General features: G+C 47.6%; 15 protein-coding genes and 1 pseudogene. 12 read left to right on the plus strand and 4 right to left on the minus strand.

What is annotated here, in order from left to right:
- Positions 1-143 precede the first annotated feature (143 nt).
- The 4 genes from QUA07_RS16105 (at position 144) to QUA07_RS16120 (ending at position 8,144) form a co-directional block, all read left to right on the plus strand.
- Entirely contained in the window at positions 144-3,668 is a 3,525-nt protein-coding gene (locus QUA07_RS16105; protein WP_333326742.1) for a hypothetical protein, read from the plus strand.
- 109 nt (positions 3,669-3,777) lie between these two features.
- On the plus strand, positions 3,778-6,651 hold the full coding sequence (locus QUA07_RS16110; RefSeq protein ID WP_445305896.1) for a zinc-dependent metalloprotease: 2,874 nt from the start codon (positions 3,778-3,780) through the stop codon (positions 6,649-6,651).
- Positions 6,652-6,818: 167 nt separating this feature from the next.
- The gene (locus QUA07_RS16115) at positions 6,819-7,589 is read left to right on the plus strand and encodes a CPBP family intramembrane glutamic endopeptidase (RefSeq protein WP_333326747.1); all 771 of its coding nucleotides are present in this window, start codon (positions 6,819-6,821) and stop codon (positions 7,587-7,589) included.
- A gap of 6 nt (positions 7,590-7,595) precedes the next feature.
- Positions 7,596-8,144: a DUF1349 domain-containing protein gene (locus QUA07_RS16120; RefSeq protein ID WP_333326749.1), complete on the plus strand. Its 549-nt coding sequence runs from the start codon at positions 7,596-7,598 to the stop codon at positions 8,142-8,144.
- 151 nt (positions 8,145-8,295) lie between these two features.
- Here QUA07_RS16120 and psaK read toward each other — a convergent pair whose 3' ends face one another.
- The 3 genes from psaK to QUA07_RS16135 all read right to left on the minus strand — a co-directional run bounded on the left by psaK (position 8,296) and on the right by QUA07_RS16135 (position 9,613).
- Positions 8,296-8,574: a photosystem I reaction center subunit PsaK gene (gene psaK / locus QUA07_RS16125; RefSeq protein WP_333326751.1), complete on the minus strand. Its 279-nt coding sequence runs from the start codon at positions 8,572-8,574 to the stop codon at positions 8,296-8,298.
- A 298-nt stretch (positions 8,575-8,872) separates the two neighbouring features.
- Positions 8,873-9,085 carry a chlorophyll a/b-binding protein gene (locus tag QUA07_RS16130; protein WP_333041855.1) on the minus strand — a complete coding sequence of 71 codons (213 nt, stop codon included), beginning with the start codon at positions 9,083-9,085 and terminating at the stop codon, positions 8,873-8,875.
- A 402-nt stretch (positions 9,086-9,487) separates the two neighbouring features.
- Complete coding sequence (locus QUA07_RS16135; RefSeq protein ID WP_333326754.1) at positions 9,488-9,613, minus strand: hypothetical protein; 126 nt, start codon at positions 9,611-9,613, stop codon at positions 9,488-9,490.
- A gap of 49 nt (positions 9,614-9,662) precedes the next feature.
- Here QUA07_RS16135 and hflX point away from each other — a divergent pair, with 49 nt between their 5' ends.
- The 8 genes from hflX to QUA07_RS16175 all read left to right on the plus strand — a co-directional run bounded on the left by hflX (position 9,663) and on the right by QUA07_RS16175 (position 21,107).
- Positions 9,663-11,258 (plus strand): GTPase HflX, encoded by a 1,596-nt coding sequence (gene hflX / locus QUA07_RS16140; protein WP_333326756.1) that lies wholly within the window; start codon positions 9,663-9,665, stop codon positions 11,256-11,258.
- Positions 11,259-11,722: 464 nt separating this feature from the next.
- Positions 11,723-12,055, plus strand: coding sequence for a PEP-CTERM sorting domain-containing protein (locus tag QUA07_RS16145; RefSeq protein ID WP_333212379.1), 333 nt, complete (start codon positions 11,723-11,725; stop codon positions 12,053-12,055).
- A 493-nt stretch (positions 12,056-12,548) separates the two neighbouring features.
- Positions 12,549-12,812, plus strand: coding sequence for a glutaredoxin 3 (gene grxC, locus QUA07_RS16150; RefSeq protein WP_333326758.1), 264 nt, complete (start codon positions 12,549-12,551; stop codon positions 12,810-12,812).
- Positions 12,813-12,879: 67 nt separating this feature from the next.
- Positions 12,880-13,839: a glutathione synthase gene (gene gshB / locus QUA07_RS16155; protein ID WP_333326760.1), complete on the plus strand. Its 960-nt coding sequence runs from the start codon at positions 12,880-12,882 to the stop codon at positions 13,837-13,839.
- A 166-nt stretch (positions 13,840-14,005) separates the two neighbouring features.
- On the plus strand, positions 14,006-15,145 hold the full coding sequence (locus QUA07_RS16160) for a Gfo/Idh/MocA family oxidoreductase (protein ID WP_333326762.1): 1,140 nt from the start codon (positions 14,006-14,008) through the stop codon (positions 15,143-15,145).
- Positions 15,146-15,253: 108 nt separating this feature from the next.
- The gene (locus QUA07_RS16165; RefSeq protein ID WP_333326764.1) at positions 15,254-17,068 is read left to right on the plus strand and encodes a CHAT domain-containing protein; all 1,815 of its coding nucleotides are present in this window, start codon (positions 15,254-15,256) and stop codon (positions 17,066-17,068) included.
- 166 nt (positions 17,069-17,234) lie between these two features.
- Positions 17,235-17,816: a hypothetical protein gene (locus QUA07_RS16170; protein ID WP_333082234.1), complete on the plus strand. Its 582-nt coding sequence runs from the start codon at positions 17,235-17,237 to the stop codon at positions 17,814-17,816.
- Positions 17,817-18,605: 789 nt separating this feature from the next.
- Positions 18,606-21,107: a glycosyltransferase family 2 protein gene (locus QUA07_RS16175; RefSeq protein WP_333326767.1), complete on the plus strand. Its 2,502-nt coding sequence runs from the start codon at positions 18,606-18,608 to the stop codon at positions 21,105-21,107.
- Between the two features lie 44 nt (positions 21,108-21,151).
- On the opposite strand, the pseudogene QUA07_RS16180 reads toward QUA07_RS16175, so the two are convergent.
- A pseudogene (locus tag QUA07_RS16180) lies at positions 21,152-22,275 on the minus strand (IS630 family transposase).
- Positions 22,276-22,398 lie beyond the last annotated feature (123 nt).

Consider the following 22,398-nt stretch of genomic DNA (forward strand, 5'->3'; position numbering starts at 1 on the left):
GGAATACAAGGCAAGACACTAAGTCCAGCATGGCTTAAACCAGACAAAACGGTTAGGCTCGGCAAATCAAATAATTGTCTGTAAAATCTGTAACTGTGCTATTTCTAGAAAACAAAACCAGCTTTGGCAAAATTTAGAGTTTCATGTTGAATGCGAACGGGAGCATATTGGCAGACAATCGATCGAGCGCGTCGCAGTGGGCCGGGGAAGCTTTAGGGCTTCCCGAAGTTCAAGTACAAGCGCGTTTGCGGGGAAATCACCTGCACATTTTGTGCGAAGCAGCGCAGTGCCCGTCTCAAGAATTGGTGACGGCGAGATTTACCAACGCCCTCGAACACACTGATTTAACGCAACTGCTGCCCGATCGACCTAAAATTTACCAGTTGTTTCTGTGCGGCCGCAAAATCGGTTCCCGACAAAATGACTGGACAGTCCGGCTCGATTGCAGCAGTCCCAAGCGACAGCAACAGCAACAGCCACAGCAACCGGAACCAAAAGTTGCCGAAGTGCCGCCGCCAGCGAGTTCCCCCGACGAATCGCCAGCAAGCCCTAAAAGAGGCGGATTTTTCGGCAAATTTAAGAATGACAACCAGAAACTCAAACAGACACCAAAACCGGTAGAAACAGCAGCCCACCCGCCGCAAGTACGGGAAGAACTAGATTTTGACGCCGAAAGTCTGCCCATCGCCTCCCGCATTCAATACCCAGAAGCTTTTGAAACTTCCCCCGTGACGATCGACACTTCCGCTGCTGCGAGGAGGGAAGTTGTCGGTTCCGCCGTTCCCCCGCAGCAGAAAACGAACCGTGGCGCGGTGGCTTTGATTCAATCCCCCCAAGCTGACTCAGGCGAGGGCGATCCTGATGGAACATTAACGGTTTCGCCGGAAACGTTGGCGCGCCGGGGCTATCCAGATGCGATCGCCAGCTATCTCAGCGAAATCCTCGGCCCGATGGGAGTTTCGGTGAAAGTCAGCATTCGCGAAAAAGAACTCAAAACCAGCCGAGAAACCCTGCCGGTGAATGGGCCGGAAAATATCCAGCCCAAAGAACGCCGACTGCTGGTGCTGTGCGAGTCAGCCTACAGCCCCGACCCCTCATTGCTGGCCGAACCCATCGCCGGCCGGCTGCGGAAACTGCAACTAGAGGATTTCCGGGAAGCAGTGATAGCCAGCCAAGTCAGCGGCGAAGCGAAGCCGGACTGGCTGCTGCGAGTGGATTTGACTTCGCCGGACAAAATTCTCAAGGAATGGGCCAGGTGGGGAGACGTACAGTCGATCGCCAAACTGCTAAATCAACACTTGGCTGCATCAAGAGTCGAAGTGCGGGCAACCCTCAAAGAAGCAACCCTCCACCTGTTTTGCAGCAAAACTACCAAAAAAGGACAAAAGCCTAAACGGCAAGAATACCCCGACAAGCAGCAAACCACCGACGCGATCGCCCCTTTGTTAGCCTCCTTTGCGCCCCAAGGCATCCGCGCAGCTACTATCTACGGCGTAGAACCAGCCCAGGACTCTCAGACCGCGCCGGAGTCCCCCGTGTGGATAGACTGGGTGGACTTGCCTGCCGCCCACCACCCCGACTTGGCTGCAAACGCTAGAACGCTGGCAGTCGAGGGCGACCAATTGGCTTTGACTTTTTTATTGAACAGGTTGCTCAACCCCAATCTCAGACGCAAGCTGGAAACAGGAGGGATTCGGGCTGTCGTGCTGCAAAAAGCCAACGTGCTCCACGTCATGACTGAAGCTCTGACTTGCCCTTCTCAGTCGAAGGTCGGCCCGCCGGTGGTCAAATTTTTGCGGCACTTACAAATTCCGGGAGTGGCAGGGGTGCGAGTCTACGGACGCCGCGCCGGCCAGAAACTGCCCCTGTGGCGCTACGCAATCGACCTCAGAACGGTTGTTGACGAGGAATCAGCGGCACCTGCACCGGTTCCCTCGCAAGTGGCTGTGTTGGAAAAGGAACCGGTGCCGGAGTTTGCGCCGGCGGAGGATGGGAGTTTTTCGGGTTTGGGCGACAATTTGGTGTTCGATGCTCCCACGCCCAACTCCTGGCGGCCCCGCTTCAAAATCAGACTCCCCGGATACAATCTGGGCGAGCAATTAGTTCAAGCTGCGGTGCAACCGCTTGTCGCTTCGGGTTTGTTTGTTCCCAACGATGGTTTGTCAACGAATGCTGCTGCGCCCGGTGGCGTGAGAGCCGATCGCGCGGCGCGAATGGCTTTGATTTGGGCGATCGCCGGCTGTCTGCTGGCTTTCAATACCGATTGGCTCCTCGGTCAATTTCTGCAATCTGCGACGGTCAGTCAAGCTCCTAGCGCTTCCGAAGTTTGCAGCGGCCCAAATTGTCAAAATTCATCCCCCAAGGCTGTGGAAGACGTTACAGCCCAACTTCCGAAGGCAACCCCGAAACCAGTTCCCGCTGCTGAGGAGGTGAATTTGCCTCAAACTCCGTTGCAGCCGTCGCCAGAAGCCAACCGGGAAGAAGCTTTTAATGGCTCTGGGTTTACGAAACCGGGCAATACTAGCGTTCCTGTAGCTGATGTTTCTGCTCCTCCGGTGTTCCCCACTTTGAGGAGCGAGCAGCTTGACGACCAAATAGCGCGCTATCAAGAGTATATCCACCTGCACAAAAAACCGCCGGATATTTTAATTGTCGGTAGTTCGAGGGCGCTGCGCGGTATCGACCCGGCGGTTTTGGAAACCGCTTTGGCAGCTTCGGGCTATCCGGGGCTGAGGGCTTACAATTTTGGGGTTAATGGAGCTACTCTCCAAGTTGTAGATTCGCTCATCCGCCGGATTTTGCCGCCGCAACAACTGCCGAAATTGCTGGTGTTGGCTGACGGGGCGAGGGCTCTCAACAGCGGGCGACCGGATTTGACTTTTAGTGCGATCGCTTCTTCGGAAGGTTACAGGCAATTGAGCCGGGGTAGTTTTCTGATCCGCACCAATCAATTAGAATCCGAAACATCGAAGGAAAGCGCCAACAATCCGGTGGCGACTGCGACTGAATTGGTGAACAATTTGGGAGAAGCTCAAGCTAATGTTCAGCAATTGGTGAGTCAAAAGTTGGTTGAGGGTTCTGCAACTTACAAAAAGCGCGATCGACTTAAAGGGTTTTTGCGATCGATCGTTAATCCCTCAGCCCCTGTTGCAACCGACAGCCCCCAAACCGCAGCCCTAGGTGAACAAACAAGGGAAAATAATGCCCAGCCAACTGCTGTGAGTAAACCAGTCAGCGAGTATCAACCAAATGGCTTTTTGCCGATCGATATACGCTTCAATCCCGAAACTTACTTTCAGAAGCACCCGAAAGTATCTGGTTATTACGACTCCGACTATCAAAATTTTAAATTGGTAGGCGAACAAGCTCTAGCACTCAAAAATCTGATCGAATTTACCAAAGTTCGCAACATCAATCTCGTGTTTGTGAATATGCCTCTGACTGAAGATTATTTAGACCCTGTGCGGACAGGTTACGAACAAGAATTCCGGCAATATATGCAAGAATTAGCAGCTCAAAGCGGACTAATTTTTCTAGATAAGAGTTTATTGTGGCCCCAGGCGCGGGAATCTTTTTCCGACCCCAGCCACCTCAACCGTTACGGTGCTGTTGCAGTTTCTAAACGGTTGGCTCAAGATCCCATGATTCCCTGGCCGGCGAAACAGTAGTTTTGACTTTAGAGTTGTGAGTTATTTTAGAAGTTAAATGAACCCAGCGTGTCGAGTGCTGCGCGACTATCTCAAAACTATTCTTTCCGGCGGCTAAATAGTAGTGAAAATGAAAAGATTGATATTTCCAGAAAATAGCAAAAATCAACAGATCAAAAGTCCAAGAAAAAATTGGCCTTTGATATTTTTTATATTATCTTTAGCATTTTTCTGTTTCAGTTTGTATAAAGGTTTCTTTTTACCTTTAGCTTTATCATCTGGGCCGCCCAGCAACGAACAAAGTAGCGAACAGCCAACTCTGGCCCCCTTTGAAGAGGTTGTCAAAGACGCGCAAAAGTTAGAGGGATTATTTACTCTTTACCGCAATCAAGCAACTGATAAAGTATATCTGGAAATTAAACCGCAACAACTAAACAAAAAGTTCCTGTGCTTTGTGACATTGGCTTCGGGTTTGGGGGAGTCGGGCATTTTGAGCGGAATGCCGATCGGCGATTTCTTGTTTCAACTGCGGCGCGTCCAAAATAACGTGCAGTTTGTGATCCCAAATATAAATTTTCGCACAAGTCCGGGCGACCCGCAAGCAGGTTCCGTAGCGCGGGGATTTAGCGACTCGATTCTCTATTCTTTGCCTCTCAAAAGCATTCATCCGCAAAGACAAACTCTGCTGATCGATTTAGGCGATTTGCTGATGAGCGAAAAACGCGATTTACCAGGGGTAAAAGCGATTTTGCCGATGCTTTTGGGTTCTTCTTACTCGATCGATGCAGACAAGTCTTCTTTTAAAGATGTTAAAGCGTTTCCGCTGAATGTGGAGATTGCTTCTGTCTATGGTTTTTCTAGCGATAATGACAGTGAAGTTAACTATTTACCTTCGGTTCCTGACAGTCGGGCTTTTAACCTCCGCATTCACTACAGCTTCTCGGAAGTGCCGCTAAATAACGGCTATCGGCCCCGACTTGCGGACGAGCGAGTAGGCTATTTTCTCACAGCATATAAGGACTTTTCTGACAAGAGCAGCCGGGAGCCTTTTGTGCGCTATATCAATCGCTGGCATTTGCAAAAGCAAATCCCGACGGCGCCGATGTCGCCTCCGGTACAGCCGATCGTCTTTTGGATTGAAAATAATGTGCCTCCCGAATACCGAAACGCAATTCGCGAGGGGGTTTTGGAGTGGAACAAAGCTTTTGAAAAGGCAGGTTTTACGGAGGCAATTCAGGTCAAACAAATGCCGGACAATGCTAAATGGGACCCGGCTGACGTTCGCTACAATACTATCCGCTGGTCGAGTTCTTTTGAGCCTCAGTTTGCCGGCATCGGGCCGTCTCGCACTAACCCGCTGACGGGGGAAATTTTGGATGCTGACATTCTGTTGGATGCTAATGTTGTCCGGGAAATCAAACAGGGTTATCGGGCTTTGGTGGAACAAAATAGATCGCTATCTAAGAGTTTTCAAGGCCGAAACGGTTCTAATACCAATCCCTGTCAGTTTGGGATGTATTCTCGCTATTTAAATGTGCTAGAAAATGGGGATTTAGGAAAAAGTGGCGGGGAAAATGATCGAGGTGGAATGGCTGATGATTTGCCGACTTTGGTAGAAAGATACCAAGAGCAAAAGCGCTCGCCTTTATCGCGGTTGATGTCGAGTTCGGATATGTGTTTTGGGTTGGAATCGAGCCGCCAATTTGCGATGGGGGCAATGTCGATGGATCTGTTGGACAATGCAACGCCTAGCACTGGGACGATTGACAATTATGTTAATGAATATATCCGGTTTTTGACTGCCCACGAAGTAGGTCACACTCTTGGTTTGAGGCACAATTTTCACGGGAGTACGATGCTGCAACCGGAGGATTTGAACAATACTCAGGTAACTCGCACGCAAGGTTTGGTGGCGTCGGTGATGGATTATGTGCCGATTAATTTGGCACCGCAGGGAACTGTGCAGGGCGACTATTTTTCAACGATTGTAGGGCCTTACGACGATTGGGCGATCGAGTACGGTTACAAGGTGATTGGCGGCCCAAACCCGAACAGCGACTTACCAGCGCTGCAACAAATTGCCAGCCGCGCTGCGGAACAGCAATTAGCTTACGCGCCGGATGAAGATTCTTTTGATACTCTCGATCCCGCTGCAAATACTTTCGATCTCAGCGCTAATATGCTGAGGTATTCGCAATGGCAATTGGATAATGCTAGGGCGATGTGGAAGCGTTTAGAAAAGCGCACTCCGGCTGGGGAAGACGGTTATAACGAACTGCGGGTGATGTTTGATTCGGTGTTCGGGTATTATGTTCAGCAGGTGATGAATGCTACTTTGTACGTCGGCGGGCAGTCGTTTAACCGGATTCGCCCCGGTGATGCTAATGCGAAGTTGCCGTTTGTGCCGATCGAGCTTTCTCAGCAGCGAGAAGCATTAGCAACATTAGAAAAGTACGTTTTTGCCCCGGATGCGTTTAGTTTTGCGCCGGAATTGCTGAATAAATTGGCGCCTTCCCGCTGGGAACACTGGGGAAGTCCGGCTTTGGTGTTTCCTCTAGATTACCCGATCGGCGATCGAATTACTTTTTTGCAGCGGTTTGTGTTGCGGGTTTTGCTATCTCCGATGCGTTTGGCGAGACTGCGGGATGCGGAGTTGAAATCATCACCGGAAACTGCTTTGAGGTTGCCGGAAGTGTTGGATACTGTGCAAAAGGATATCTGGCAAGAGGTTTTGCAGTCGGAAAAGAAGATACAAATTTCCACTTTTCGGCGTTCTTTGCAGCGGGAACATTTAGCAATTTTGATCGGAATGGTGCTGCGAAAAACCAGTGTTCCAGAGGATGCGCGGAGTCTGGCTTGGTACGAGTTGCGGCAGTTGCGGGAGGGTTTGAGCAAGAGTATTCGGAATTTGGATCGGAATGCTGATGCTTATACGCGGGCTCATTTGGAGGAAACGCGCGATCGAATTTCTAAGGTTTTGAATTCGCAAATTCAGTCGAATTAAGTCAATAAAGCTTTCATGGCGGGTTCTTCCGCCCACCCCACAAAAAACTTTATGTGTTGTGGGGTGGGCCGGAGAACCCCTTCTTGTGATAAAAAACCCGGTTTCTGTGGTGGGAGTGCATAATTTCTGATTTATTAATTAGATGATTATTGATAAAATCAAAAATTATGACTACAGATAGTTCCAAAAAACATCACCTGCGATTGGCGCTATTTTGGGCCTTACTGGGCACTCTGGCAGCGTTGGCATTATTTCCTTATGCGCTGTCTCTGAATCCAGCAGTCGCGCAACTGCCTACACCGTTACCTGTTATGGCTATTGCGTCCGCCCTTCAAACTGGACTTCTTTTGATTCTCCTGAATTGGATTGGACTACGCCTAGGCAACTCAATGGGACTCGATACCCCCCTCATTCGTGCCCTGGTGTATCGACAGCCTGTTCCAACTCTTTCTAAATCTGCCCTTAACACGGCGCTAATTGTAGGCTGCATCGGTGGCATTGTCCTGATAGGATTGAGTTTAGCTTTCCAACCTTGGATGCCACCAACGGCAACTCCAACAACGCTCGAAATTGACCTCTGGAAACGCCTCTTAGCTTCTTTTTACGGAGGCATTACCGAAGAACTGTTGCTGAGGCTATTCGCTATGACATTGATGGCGTGGCTACTTTGGAAGATTTTTGAGCGAGACAAACTCCAACCCTCTACATGGATTTTTTGGCTGGCAATTGTGGCGGCAGCGATTCTGTTTGGTGTGGGTCATTTGCCGGCCGCTGCCAATCTCTGGGGGCTAACCCCGATCGTCATTCTCCGCACCATTACACTCAATGCCCTCTTAGGGATTCCCTTTGGTTTTCTTTACTGGCGTTGGGGATTAGAATACGCTATGTTATCTCATTTTTTGGCTGATTTGGTACTGCACGGAATTGGAGGAAGTTAGCAGGAGATGGAAACAATGCAATGGTACAACGAACCTTTACAATGGCATGAGGATAACGATGTTATCCACATTACCGCCGGCGCAAAGACTGACTTTTGGCGGCACACTCATTACGGATTCATTCGCGATAACGGCAACTTTTACTACAGTCAAGTGTCAGGCGACTTTACAGCCGAAGTCAAAATTACTGGTTGCTATAGATCGCTCTACGATCAAGCAGGATTGATGATTCGAGAGAGCGAAAATATCTGGCTCAAGTGCGGCATTGAGTTTGTTGAGGGAGTGCAAAACGTGAGTGCGGTTGTGACACGAGACTATTCCGATTGGTCTGTTATGCCGCTTGAAGTGCCGCCTGTTTCCCTGTGGCTGCGGGTAAAGCGCCGAGCTGAAACGGTGGAAGTGCAATACTCGTTGAATGGGTCAGACTATTCAATGATGCGACTGGCCTATTTAACTGAGTCACCAATCGTTCAAGTTGGGTTAATGTGTGCGGCTCCCCAAGGTGAAGGCTTTGCAGTCGAATTTGAAGGCTTTAAGCATAGTAAGCTGATCTAATGTGGATGGTAAAAAAAACGATTTCTGCGCCACTCCATATATAAAATTAAAATTAGGGGTGAGTGCTTTTCACTTACCCCTGCCATTTTTTGTCCGCTTTTTAACAAACCAATTGTAGCAAGAATTCGCCACAAAAGGAGTTCAATTGCTACTAGATAGCCTTGCCGATACTCAGCCCCAAAATCGCGAATACTCCCAGCAAATGACCGGCGCTCATGCAAGCCAGAAATGCCGGTACGCTAACATTGTTGAACAAAGACGGGAATGGCAAAGGCATTTTCGGCCCGACGTGGGGGTACCAAATTCGGCGGCTGAGAACTAGCAATGCTAAGATATTGCAAACAAACATCACCAGAGGCTTTTGCCAATTTCCGGATGCTGTGTCAGTCACAGTCGATGCTACTACTGCCAGTAAATTTGAGTTAATCATCGTTGATGCTCCTATTTTTCATAAATTATCAGAAATGCTTGATGAGATTTCTTGCCAAAAATACAGCAGGAGCGATCGCCTTTACGCAATAAATATCTGTTGCTATTAATATTCACCGCGCCAGCGACAGCGCCCCCACCCGTAATTATCTAATCACAGCAAGAAGTCTTTTAATGCCATTCAAAAGTAACGAAAGATACAAAGGGACAAAACCATACTCGCTGCCATTTGTAACTTTTAGCCTGTCTGGCAGTGGCGGCATTTCCTCACGCTGCCAGACAGGAAATACCGCTACTCATTACTGAGCAATGTAGGTAGGCAGAAAGTGGAGAATGTCGCGCAGAACGCTATATCCAGCAGCATCCCAGAGCAAATAAGCTAAGAAACCGATCATCGCTAAGCGACCGTTCCAAAGTTCTGCTTGCGGGTTGAAGCCAAACAAAAAGGCATTCCGATCTTTGCCGTTGTAAGCATTCGCTGTAGGAGGCAAGTTGGTAGGACGAGTTTCCATGTTTTTACATTCCTTAACAATGTTCGCTTCTCATGGTAGCGACCTAATTTCTGCTTTGCTATCTGTCTCTAGGCCCAAGATACAGACAAGTCTAAAGGAGGATTTAGAAACAAAAAATAAAGTGTTAAGTTTTGTTACGCGAGGTTTTTAAGCGATCGCCTGTATCTGTAGATACTAAATACAACTGCAAGTTGATATGCCCGCTGTGAAAGGCTCGATCGCCCCGTAGCGACAAACAACGGCGCTGGTGACTCGACAATACTGAATCCGCGAGCTCCTAGACGCAAGAAAATTTAGTAAATTTCAACTCAAAAGCCGAACACATCGCGCGGGAGTTAATTAAAATAGGAGATAAACAGAGCGATCGGGAGAAACAGTTATCGAAACCATCTACGGCAATCTTCAAGGTTTAAAGTCCAGCCAGCTCAAGCAACTCGAAAAGCTGTACCACCAGCGACTACCGGGCGATCGAATCACCACGGCAGAATTCGCCCAGCGCGTCGCCGCCATCAGCACGGAAATAGACAAACCAATCTGCACCTACATCAACCGCCGCGGACAAGTCATTCGCGTCGGCGTGGGTTCACCCCGGCAAACGCAGATTGCGCCCCTAGAATTGCCCCGCTACGGGGGAGGTCGCCTCAGCGGCATTCGCTGCATCGCCACCCACCTAAAGCCAGAAACCCCAAGCGAAGCAGCCCTCACAGCAATGGCAATTCAGCGCCTGGACGCCCTGGTTTGGCTGACACTGACTGGCGGAGGATTTCAGCGTCGCGGCGGCGGTGCGACTGGTTACATCCAAGAAACTTATCTCGCTCACCTGATACCCCAGGGAGATCAGCCAAATTTTGAGTTCTCTGTTTTGAGTGCTCAGTTAGAACCAGATGCAACTGATGAAATAGAAGAGCCTTCAATTCAAAAGTCGCTAATCAAAACTCCACACTTTCCCTGGAAAATATCAGAACCGCTGAATTTGGATGAGCTCGCCGACCAAGACTTTCTGGATTTGGTGGAAGGACTCGAAGCAGAGTTTGAAGCAGAGTTTGTCGCTAAGCAGGTCGATGCAGACCAAGACAAAGTGCTGTTGGTAGGTGTCATGACTCAGCACATGACTCAGTTGGAGTTTGAGGACGGCCTGGCAGAAATCACGCGGTTGGTTGAAAGCGCTGGGGGTCAGGTGCTGCAAACAGTGCGCCAAAAACGATCGCGCCCCCATCCGCAAACAGTCGTCGGCGAAGGCAAAGTTCAGGAAATTTCCCTCACCGCTCAGACGATTAGCGCTAACCTCGTGGTATTCGATCGCGACCTGGCACCCGCACAAATACGGAACTTGGAAACTCAGATAGGTCTCCGTGTAGTCGATCGAACAGAGGTAATTCTCGACATCTTTGCCCAAAGAGCTCGATCGAGCGAGGGTAAATTGCAAGTCGAACTCGCTCAGCTAGAGTACGCCCTGCCCCGGCTCAGAGGTCGCGGTCAGGCAATGTCGAGACAGGGTGGCGGCATCGGTACTAGAGGCCCTGGGGAAACCAAGCTAGAAACCGAACGGCGGACGATCGCCAAACGCATTTCTCGATTGCAGCAAGAAGTAAATCAACTGCTGGCGCACCGCTTCCGGCTGCGGCAGAACCGCCATCATCACGATGTACCCTCAGTGGCGATCGTCGGCTACACCAACGCAGGTAAATCGACTCTGCTCAACCTGCTCACAAATTCCGAGGTCTATGCCGCCGACCAGTTATTTGCCACCCTCGACCCCACAACTCGACGGTTGACCATTCCCGGCACTGTCACCAGAGAACCGCTGTCGATCGTCCTTACAGATACAGTGGGCTTTATTCGCGAACTGCCCCCCGCCTTGATCGACGCTTTCCGGGCTACCCTCGAAGAAGTCACTGATGCCGATGCTTTGCTGCATCTCGTCGATCTCTCCCATCCCGCGTGGCAGAGCCAAATTCGATCTGTCATGAATATTTTGACCGATATGCCCGTAACGCCAGGGCCAGCCCTTGTAGTTTTTAACAAAATCGATGCCGTAGATGGAGATACTCTCGCTCTCGCCCGAGAAGAATTTCCTCAAGCAGTATTTATTTCGGCCGCCAAAGGTCTTGGGATGGAAACTCTCCGCGACAGACTTGCTCAGCTCATTCAATACGTCCTCTACCCTCGGTAAATACTTAAATATTCCTTTTGAATAGTTGACATCGGGGAATATACGTACATATACTGAGGACAGATCTAGTCGAACTATGAGATTATAAAAGAGTAGTCAGATTGTGCATTGCAAAGTACAATACAGCATCTCTATTTTGCGCTCGGTTAAATAAATAATTGCCCGAGACCGCGGTCAAGGTAAAAAGACTCTTTGTTAATGGCTGTAAGGGCTGTTGCTTCAGAGGTTGCAAAAAGAGGTTGCTTCACTCTGGCCCAACCACGGTACGGAATGTCAAGGTGAAAGAGAATAATATTATTAAAGTGTTTGGGCACTCATCTCAAGCGCTATACTATCTTTTACAGGCGTCCGCGAGAGAATACATCCATTTATTGTAAGAACTCTAAAATCCTTGCCCGTCGTACAGCGCTAATCTCTAGGACTATTTCTATTTTTCGATTTTACCACTGTTTAACTAAATAGTTATGTGTACGCCACTGGCAAAACTAGCAATTGGACTCTCTGCCACAATGGCAACAGCGTTTTACTATCTAGCTGCCGCCCCTCCGGCAGCAGCAGTAGATGTCTGCGGTCCGGGAAATTATTCTACTGCCTGTGCCTCCAGCCAGACATCAACAGCAACGACATCCGACCCGCAATTGGCGACCGAGGGGAGTTTGTCCCAAATATACATCACACCTTCGAGAAGCTCAACTTCTATTCCTGAACCGGGTACTGCGATCGCAGTCCTACTGACAGGTGCAGGAATGATCTGTTCGTGCAGAAAGCGAAACAAGCAGGTTGGTCCGCAGCGCTAGGCAGGCTGATGACCAACCTGTTTGCCTTTACCATGTCTCCGTTTTTTTAAGCATGGGTATTTGTTTACTTAAATTTATATAAAAAATAAAAAATTGTATAAAAAATAACTTGACACCTCGCTTCGGTTGTGCGCTGCAAATAGAGCCGGATGTTGAAGGAAGAAAGCGATAGCGACTTCAGTCAGGGTAAAAAAAAGGAAGAAGGCAAATGCAATTGCTGGCAAGGGTTTCAGCAATGAATAACCTCCGGTACAAAAGATAAGGTTGCTATATGTTGCTATATATAAAAATTAAAATATAAAAATTAAAATAAGATTGGTTAAGATCAATCCTTCGGACAGTTTTTTATAGGCAACCGTAGAATAAGGGTTTCAAGGTTCCAAGGCAAGTTGGCTACCAAGGAAAAATCGAGGGTTTCAGCCGAGGAACTAAAAACAGTCCGCACTATGGTTAAGATTACAATTAAAAAATATTGTTATTGTTTGAGCGTCCCATGACCCCTAAAGTAGAAATTTACACTTGGAGAACCTGCCCGTTTTGCATTCGTGCCAAAGCACTGCTGAAACGAAAAGGGGTTGATTTTACAGAGTACGCGATCGACGGAGATGAAGCAGCACGGGATCAAATGAGCGATCGAGCCAACGGAGGCCGCACCCTGCCCCAGATATTCATTAACGACCAACACATAGGCGGCTGCGACGACATCCACAAACTGGATGCTCTAGGCCAGCTAGACCCGCTGCTAGCGGCAAAATGAGGCATTCCCTGTCGAATTTTGCGTTAGCCCAAATTTGCCTGCGACCAATTCTTAATTTTAATTGACAATGAAATTTGCATTCATCATCGATCCCCTCGCGCGACTAATTCCAGGACACGATACCAGCGTAGCGCTGATGGAGGCAGCTCAAGAGTTGGGTCACGAAGTCTGGGCGGCTCAAGCCAACGAACTAAGCGTCATCGGCGGCAAAACCTGGGCAATGCTCAGTCGGGTAGCCCTCACCCCAGTAAAAGTGGTAGATGGACGCTGGGAGGCTGCTGAGGCTTGGTACCAGGTAGAACATCCTACTTTGCAGCCTCTGGAAGCAATGGATGCAGTATTTATGCGGACAGATCCCCCAGTCAACATTCCTTACCTCTACGCTACTTACCTTCTAGATGGCATCGATCCCGCTAAAACTTTGGTAGTTAACAGTCCCAAAGGATTGCGGGCGGCGAATGAAAAGATGTATGCTTTGCAATTTGAGGGAGCGATCCCCGAAACAATTGTTTCTCAAAACAAACAGGTAATTCGGCAATTTGTTGAGAAAAAAGGAGCAGCAGTTCTTAAACCCTTGGGCGGTAAAGCGGGCGAGGGGATTTTGTTCTTGGAAGCGGACGATCGCAATCTTAACTCCCTGGTCGAAATTAGCACTCAACAAGGGCAAATTCCAGTGATGGTTCAGACTTATCTGCCGGAAGCAAAAGAGGGAGATAAACGGATTATATTGTTGAACGGCAAGCCCATCGGTGCTATCAACCGCATTCCCACCGGCAATGAATTTCGCGGCAACATGGCCGTCGGCGGCCGAGTCGCAAAAACAGAAATTACCGATCGCGAACTGCAAATTTGCGCTCAGTTAGAACCCGTGCTGCAACGAGACGGACTGTACTTTGTCGGCATTGATATTATTGGCGGTTATCTCACAGAAGTTAATGTCACCAGCCCTACAGGGATCAGAGAAATTGACTTGTTTGATGGCGTTAGTTTGGGCAAACAAGTAATTGAATGGGTGGTTAGTCAGTAGTCATTAGTCATTAGTCAGTAGTCATTAGTTATTAGTTATTGGTCATTAGTTATTGGTTGCAGCTAACAACTAACAACTAACAACTAACAACTGCCAACTGCCAACTGCCAACTAACAACTGCCAACAGTGAACAGTCAACAGTTAACAATTCCCAATTATTAAATTATGTCAAAAATAGGCGTAGCAGTAGTCGGTACAGGTTTCGGTCAAAAAGTTCACCTTCCCGGATTCCAGGCCCATCACCGGACAGAGGTTGTGGCTGTTTATCACCGGAATTTAGACAAAGCAAAGGATCTCGCCTCTACCCACAATATCCCCTACGCTTGCGACTCGATCGCCGATATAGTAGCCATCCCAGAAGTGGCGGGCGTCAGCATTTCCACGCCGCCATTTTTGCATTTTGAAATGGCAAAAACCGTTTTGGAAGCAGGCAAGCATTTATTATTAGAAAAACCCACAGCCCTGACAGCAAATGAAGCCAGGGAACTTTACCGATTGGCAAACAACGAATCTCCAACCGATTTTAAAAATGGTGGTTCGAGAGCAATTGCCACAATGGACTTTGAGTTTCGCTTCATCCCCGCATGGCAAATGCTAGCAGAATTATTGGCTGCAGAATATGTGGGAGAAAAGCGTTTAATTAAGATTGATTGGCTGGTGTCGAGCCGCGCTGATGCGAGTCGCCCCTGGAATTGGTACGCGCAAAAAGAGCTAGGCGGCGGAGTTTTGGGCGCGACGGGTTCTCACGTTTTTGATTATATTAGCTGGCTGTTCGGCCCGCCCCAGAGGCTTTCTGGGCAATTGATTACAGGAATTTCGGCGCGGCCAGATCCGAATGATTCAGGAAAATTAAAATTAGTTGATGCCGATGATTCTTGCACGTTGATGTTGGAATTAGCCGGGGGAACTCCTTGTCAAGTTTGTTTGAGTTCTGTTACTTATCAAGGGCGGGGACACTGGGTGGAAATATACGGAAGTAAGGGTACGTTGGTGTTAGGAAGCGACAACCAGCAAGATTACGTCCACGGATTTCGCTTGTGGGGTTCCCAAGGTGGAGAACCTTTAGCTGAAATCAAAATTCCTCAAAGATTGGAGTTTCCTCAAGTATATCCAGACGGGAGAATTGCACCGTTTATTCGAGTAGTAGATAGGTGGGTAGAAGCAATAGATGCCGGTAAATCTTTGATACCGTCCCTCAGAGAAGGGGTTTACTCACAGTTGTTGATGGATTTGACCCAGGAGTCGAATGCTACGGGAACTTGGGTAGATTTACCTAATATAGATAAATTTTTGGGCACTAAGTAAAAGTAAAAACTGCCAAAGCAATCTCACGCACTCGATCGCACCCCAAACCCGATAAACTACAAATAGAGAAACTCAATCCAACCCTATATCCAGAGTCGGTAGTTGTGAATGGCGCGCCCTGAAAGTCCTTGCCTCAGTATAGCGATCGCTCGCCTGAGAACCGCTGGGGCAAACCATTTTGCCACTTGGGTTCTACAAGCTCCCTATCCCAGCGGGTACGTTCACCACGACTGTATGTGGCCCGATACCCTATCCCAATCATGGAAAGCTTGGCAGGAAATGTTTTCGCCCTCCGGGACAATTCACGAATTGCCCCTAAATCCTGATGGCAGTTTCGTCTCGGCGGAAAACAACCAGAATATACTGGCAGAAACTGAACAACGAACACCGACGCCCTCTGTACCGCTTCACCTCGGTCAACAGGGGTGGGGCGACAAGGGGGATCAGCATCCGCCTCGGCCACCGGCAAGTTACAGCAGCCGCCTGATGCAGCATTTGGGGATTAATCTTTGGCAGTGGCTGTTTGAAGGGCCGATGCAGGGTAGCCTCCAGGAAAGTAAAGGTATCGCGATCGGGCAAAATCTACCTCTGCGAGTGCGCGTAGACTTGCGCGAACCGTATTTAATTGCTTTACCTTGGGAAATTATGCAGCCTCAAGCCGGTCAACCGGCAATTTCTCTGTCGCAGCAACTGCTGTTCAGCCGAACTACCAGCAATGTTGAACCTTTGCCACCCCTGCAGCCTGCGGAGTCGCTCAACATTTTGCTAGTTTTGGGACAAGCAGAACCCGGCGGCGGTGCTAATTCTCAATTTTCCAAGAGTAATAACGGTCATTTGCAGTTGGGAGAAGAAGCACTCGCCCTAGCTGGCGTTCTGGAAAGTGCTTTTCAAACCGACGACAGCGACAAATATTTTGACATCAGCGTTCCGACTCGCGTCGATACTCTGATCGAACCTACTCCGGCGGAACTCATTTCTCGGCTGGAAACGCAAGCTTACAACATTCTGTTTTACGCAGGCCACGGGATACCGGGCCCCGACGGCGGTTTGCTGTTTTTGGGGCCGGAAACGGCGATTAATGGCACTGAACTGGCTCAGGTTTTAGTTCGGTGCCGCGTGACTCTGGCGGTGTTTAATGCCTGCTGGGGAGCTCAGCCGGCGGTGGAGAGGCTGCACTCAACTAACGGTCAGCAACAGGCGATCGCCCGCAGCAGTTTGGCTGAGGTACTGATTCATCACGGGGTGCCTGCGGTGTTGGGGATGCGGGACTCGATCGCCGATCGCGAGGCCCTGAGTTTTATTCAAACTTTTGCTCAAGCTTTGGCCGGGCGGATGTCGATCGATCGGGCAGTCGCCGTCGCCAGACAGCAGTTATTGACCCTCTACAAGTTCAATCAACCGGCTTGGACGCTGCCTGTGCTTTATATGCACCCTGAGTTTGACGGTCAGCTAACTGAGCCGGTAGATGACCTCAAAACAGAATTGCCTTTAAATTCTTCTACTTGGTTGGGACGGTTGCCGTCTTGTGCTTATTTGCGGGGGCGCGATCGACCAAATGCCAAATCCACCGAATCGATTAATCAGGTTTGGCCGATTCGCGCAGGTATGGTTCGAGTCGGACGCTGGGAAGAAAATGACGTAGTGATTCGAGAACAGTGGGTTTCTCAAAAACACGCCGAGATTTTCTGCCGGAACACTATCGGAGATAGCCGGGAAGAACCTAGCTACTTCCTGCGCGATTTTTCTCGCTACGGGACTCTAGTTTTGGGATCTGAGGGATGGCAGAGAGTTCACCACCAAGAATTTCTGCTACGCAGCGGGAATCAGCTAAAATTTGGCAGTTCTCAAGGTCAGATTTTTGAGTTCACTATTGAGGTTCCTAAAACTTCGGGGTACAGTGAGACTGATTGCGGAACGAATTAAGGTGCGGGTGTAGCTAATGAAGGCAAGCGGCTACTGGCACAGCAAAGTTCTGGGCGTTGAGTGTCCAGTCTGAATTTAAAAGAGTTACTCACCACTGATGGCTCGCAACTAGCTCTTGGCACAGTCCCCCTTCTGTCTTTTCCTTTTCCCACCTAGGTATTACATCATGGCTACCCAATCTACTGATTCTGAATATTTTCGCGACTCACAAACTCAAGCCCAGATGGAACTTCTCGCCACAATTGTTCAGACTGATGTTGCTTATCCCTGGAATCCTGCACAGCTTGAATCCGAATCTTATTTAGCTGCCCTAGAGCAGGAATTTGCGCTATCTGATTCCTTCAGCGACAGCGATATTGCCCTGAAGTCGCAAGTTTTATTCTCGCAATTAGAACAAGTTTGGCTGACGACTGCTCTGCAAAAGTCTTTGCGCGAGAAATTTGCTCGCGTTCCTCAAGATTTTCTGGCCAGCATCGCTCAAAGCGTGCAAAACGCCACTGTTAAGTATCAATCTTTAGCTGACCAAATGGTAGAGTGCGTCTTAGATATTTTGCCTCAGTGGGCTGAGGAAGATTTGCAGGTGTTGGCACGTCCTTTGGCTTATGCCATGCGAGATGTCGATTCGGAAGGGGGGGAATTAGTCATGGCTACTACAAGACCCTGGGCTCAATTGTCGGAAATAGAACAAGCCAGAGTTAGTTTGGCTGTCGCCCGCTATGCAATCTCGCAATTAGAAATGGCTGATTAGTTTTTGGATGGCTAAATTTTTGTGCTGCGATCGCGGTAATTTTTTTAAATTAATATAAAATTAATCTACCTTTAGTTAGATGTCACATTCATCTAATTGCTAAATTTTATGGATTGCTATAGTTTGATATAGCAATCCTATTTGATTTGTAGACAAGATATAGCCTTGCTCAGTAACATGAGATCCACGCTTGATAAGCGGGCATAGGCCTCCGTGGGCATAGGCCTCCGTGGGCATAGGGCATACCTCACCAAGATTGAGAACTTCTGTAATTTTTTTTGAACTATAGCAAGCGTGCCCGACGTTTATGACCCAGATGTGGCAGTATTTTCAATCAGCTTTTTATGGGCGGCGTCGCAGAAACGGCCCACAAGAATTATTTTTTATTATGGAATAGGCCCGAAAGCCTGTTGCCGACATTGCTGAAATCCTTGCCGAAGATTGCTTCTGATATCTTTTCCGGTTGAGTGGGAATGATAAAGTCAAGGTCAATAATTCCACATTCCCCCACTCCCCACTCCCCATCATTCCAGTGTTACCGGAATTCATATGACTTCTCTCCTGGGTAACTCAAACCTTCTTCCTTCTTCCTTCTGCTATATTTTGCCAGGTTTGGACTCGCTAAGCAGTTTGGCAACAGCAAGCAAGATGAATTATCATACAATGGTCAGAATGTTAAAAAATGTAAATATACTAATGGGGGTGTGTCGGAATTTTCCACAGAATTAAAAAGTGGACAGCAGCAAACCCTTACTGTTGCATGCACGATCGGGACTTTAAAATTATTTTATGACAACTTCAAGATTTGATCTTCAAGACTTGAAACGCCGCTTTGGGCGGATTTCGCGGGTGCCGATGGCAACGCTAGTCGTGTTGGGGGTGGTTGCTTTCGCAGGTGCGATCGCCGCAGCCTGGTTTGGCCGTGAAGGTACAGTCAGCGGTATTTTTGCCACAATCAACACTTGGCAGCAAAACCCGCCTGTGTGGCTGCAAGTGCCTGCTACGAGCAAGATGTATTTGTTAGTGCCGACTATCGTGCTTGTCTCCGTTGCTTTAGCTGCAATTAAAATTTCGCCTCAACCGCAGAAATGGTCGCGCGCTGTGGTAGTTGCAATTGTTCTGGCTTTAACCATTCGCTACGTTTTATGGCGATCGCTCGCTACTCTAAATTTAACCGATCCCCTCAACGGTATCTTTAGTTTGGGGCTGTTTTTCCTAGAAATGTTACTGGTTTTCAACACCAGTATTCAACTGTATTTAATGCTGAGAATGAAAGACCGGCGTCGAGAAGCCGATCGCATGGCAGTTGCAGTTGAAGCTGGAAACTTCACCCCGCCAGTAGATATTTTCATCCCAACCTACAATGAACCGGCTTTCATTTTACGGCGCAGTGTAATCGGCTGTCAAGCATTAGATTATCCCAACAAAAAAGTATATTTGCTTGACGATACTAAGCGGCATGAAATCAAGTTGCTGGCAAAAGAACTGGGATGCGAGTATATAACCAGACCAGATAATATTCACGCCAAAGCTGGAAACATTAATCATGCCACAGCCCTTACAAATGGAGAACTAATTGTAGTTTTCGATGCGGATTTTATTCCCACTAAAAACTTTTTAACTCGCACAGTTGGATTTTTTCAAAATCCCGAAATCGCCCTCGTTCAAACACCGCAAAGCTTTTACAATCACGACCCCATCTCTCGTAATTTAGGTTTAGAAAATGTGCTGGCGCCGGAAGAAGAAATCTTTTATCGGCAAATTGAAATCATCAAAGACAGCGCCGACAGCGTGGTTTGTTGCGGTACATCTTTTGTTGTGAGGCGGACTGCTTTAGAAGCAGCGGGAGGATTGGTCACAGATTCAATCTGCGAAGATTATTTTACCGGAATTCGGCTGTCAGCAACCGGATATCAATTAGTTTATTTAGATGAAAAATTGAGTGCTGGTTTGGCGGCTGAAAATATAGAAGCTCATCTAAATCAAAGGCTACGCTGGGCGCGAGGCACTCTTCAGGCATTTTTTATTGATTCCAATCCTTTAACAATTCGCGGTCTCAGATTCGTACAAAGGCTGTCTCATTTAGAAGGATTGCTGCACTGGTTTACCAGTTTAACCAAGGTTTTATATCTGTTGATACCTGTAGCTTATTCATTTTTCGGCATAATTCCTTTGCGGGCAAGTGCGCGGGAATTACTGTACTTTTTCCTGCCTTACTATTTGGTGCAACTTACTGTGTTTTCTTGGCTGAACCGCAGATCTGGATCGGCTTTGCTTTCCGATGTTTATTCGTTCGTCCAGTGTATTCCTTTAGCGGTGACGGTGGTGAGTTCCATGCTGAATCCCTTTGGGAAAGGGTTTCAGGTGACGCCAAAAGGAATGGCGAGCGATCGCTTTCGTTTTAACTGGAATTTGGGATGGCCTTTGATTGTATTGTTCGCAGCTACAGCAGTCAGTTTGTGGCACAATTTAAACATTAATTTAGTTAAAAATCTTGACACCGTACAGTCAATATCCGAAAGTGCACAGTTGTCAAAAGGAATGAGTTTGGGGTGGATTTGGAGCGGTTACAACCTGCTGATGATCGGGATTGCATTGCTGATTTTGGTGGATATTCCTAAGCCGGACATTTACGAATGGTTCAATTTACGCAGGGTTGTACAATTGAATATTGGCGGTAAAAGTTTTTGGGGTATAACCACTGTAATTTCGGAAAGTGGCGCGGAAGTTGCTTTGACGCAGTGGCCAAGTTTTGCGGTGAAAAATAAAGGCAGTAAAGAAAGTTTTACAGCACCAGAGATTTCGCAAAAATATGCCTTTGAGACAAGTTTATCCCAGGGGAAAATGAAACCACTCTCTCCCAGTGCGGCAGTCAAACCAAGGAGCTCGGTAGCGCCGTCTGTTGTTGAGTTGGGCACAGAGCGTCGTTTAGCCAAAGGTTTAATTGATTGTGATTCTGCGACTCTGGAAATCATGGAAGAGAACTGTTTTATTCCTGTGGCTAAGATTGAGTTGGTGAGCGATAAATCTCAGTTGGAGTCAAGTTTTCGGGATGGAAAAGAGTGCAGTTTTGTGGAATTTCCAACTGTGCGAATTGCGTTCGATCGCCTGAACATTAGCCAGCACCGCTGTTTGATCGAAATGCTGTACTGTCGGCCGGGCCAGTGGCAGCGCCAGGAAACTCCCGGAGAATGGCGAGCGCTGTGGCTATTGTTGAGAATTGCTTTGAAACCGAGAGCTGTTTTTGAGAGGAATAGGTCAGTTAGACCGATCGCAGTTTCGCAACTTTAGCCATATCTCGCTGTTATAGCGATCGCAAATCATTCGTAAATTAATTAAGGGTTCGATCGAGCAGCAGTTCCATTGAGTGTTGGTTCAAAAATACCAAATTTGTGTAACTTGAGAAAGTCAAAGCTTTGTGACTGTATGGTAAAATTGAAAAACCATTTAACCAAGGCATTCATAACTGAGCCGATTCCCAAATTTTCTCACCCAAGTCTTGGCATGAAGCCAAATATCTTCGACTGGATTCTGCTGCCTTGCATTAGGAGCAAACAGGACACAAGTTAAAGGCCATTCATCCCGCTCTTTACCTTGATTAATTTCTTCTAGGTAAGCTTTCATTTCTTTATATTTGTGATAGCTGGCTCCATCCCCAATAATCAAATGTCTGGCTTCGGGATTTAAAGATTGTAAGTCTTTTAAGTAAGCCACTGTATTCTCAGAATTTGCCGTTGCATATTCTCGCAGAACAAACTGTTTTGTTAAATAATTTACTGCGTCATAATAAGTTTGTTTTTCTATCTGATTCACGCCTTGGTATTTCTATTCTCTCGTTGCGCCTTCCCCAAAGATAACCACAGACATCTTCCCACAATAGATGACACTCATCAATCAAATACACCACAAGCTTTCTCGCTTCTATAGCTGAGCGGTGTTCTTCCAGAATTTCACAGATTTCTTGGTGCTTTTTTTTGACGAGGTATTCATCACGTTTTGGATTCTTTTTTTGAAATTTTTTCCAGCTAATTCCCGCTGAATTAAAAAGTTGGTAGTAGCTAGTTTTTGATTGAAATTCAATCTGATATCGCTCGGCTATATAATTTGACAATTCGGATAAATCCCACTGGTTTTTATTGGTTAACCATTGGATGACTTCCGCTCGTTATTCAGGCTTAAGTTGTCCCCGCGAACCCTGATGATTTAAGCGCAACCCTTCAATTCCCTGCAACGCATAATTGATTTTCCACTTACTGATAAATGGAGATGATACTCCCAATATCTTTTGAAGAGTTTCGCGGGGAACCCCTTCAATTAACATGCGGATAGAAGCAGCTTTTTTAAGTTCTCTTGGGTCGGGATTGCTGGCAATAAAATTTTCGAGTTACAATAAAGCTTGGACTTCATGCTCCACTTTTTGTGCCGATTTCTTTTGAGACCTCTCAACTCCTACTGAGATTTACGTCCTCATTATTATACATGATTTGTGATTTACAATTCATTTGCGATCGCTATATATCCTGATTAAAACATCACAGTATGAATATTGGGGTAACATAAAGTTAGTTATTTTTCTCTAAAT

It is taken from the genome of Microcoleus sp. T3_A4, from assembly GCF_036700465.1.
In the GTDB taxonomy this organism is placed as follows: Bacteria; Cyanobacteriota; Cyanobacteriia; order Cyanobacteriales; family Microcoleaceae; genus Microcoleus.

Coding starts and splice junctions, on each gene's coding strand:
- QUA07_RS16160 (WP_333326762.1), top strand. CDS start 14,006: ATGTCAAAAATAGGCGTAGCAGTAGTCGGTACAGGTTTCGGTCAAAAA.
- QUA07_RS16175 (WP_333326767.1), top strand. CDS start 18,606: ATGACAACTTCAAGATTTGATCTTCAAGACTTGAAACGCCGCTTTGGG.
- QUA07_RS16115 (WP_333326747.1), top strand. CDS start 6,819: ATGACTACAGATAGTTCCAAAAAACATCACCTGCGATTGGCGCTATTT.
- gshB (WP_333326760.1), top strand. CDS start 12,880: ATGAAATTTGCATTCATCATCGATCCCCTCGCGCGACTAATTCCAGGA.
- QUA07_RS16165 (WP_333326764.1), top strand. CDS start 15,254: ATGGCGCGCCCTGAAAGTCCTTGCCTCAGTATAGCGATCGCTCGCCTG.
- QUA07_RS16170 (WP_333082234.1), top strand. CDS start 17,235: ATGGCTACCCAATCTACTGATTCTGAATATTTTCGCGACTCACAAACT.
- QUA07_RS16110 (WP_445305896.1), top strand. CDS start 3,778: ATGAAAAGATTGATATTTCCAGAAAATAGCAAAAATCAACAGATCAAA.
- QUA07_RS16105 (WP_333326742.1), top strand. CDS start 144: ATGTTGAATGCGAACGGGAGCATATTGGCAGACAATCGATCGAGCGCG.
- QUA07_RS16145 (WP_333212379.1), top strand. CDS start 11,723: ATGTGTACGCCACTGGCAAAACTAGCAATTGGACTCTCTGCCACAATG.
- QUA07_RS16130 (WP_333041855.1), bottom strand. CDS start 9,085: ATGGAAACTCGTCCTACCAACTTGCCTCCTACAGCGAATGCTTACAAC.
- grxC (WP_333326758.1), top strand. CDS start 12,549: ATGACCCCTAAAGTAGAAATTTACACTTGGAGAACCTGCCCGTTTTGC.
- QUA07_RS16120 (WP_333326749.1), top strand. CDS start 7,596: ATGGAAACAATGCAATGGTACAACGAACCTTTACAATGGCATGAGGAT.
- psaK (WP_333326751.1), bottom strand. CDS start 8,574: ATGATTAACTCAAATTTACTGGCAGTAGTAGCATCGACTGTGACTGAC.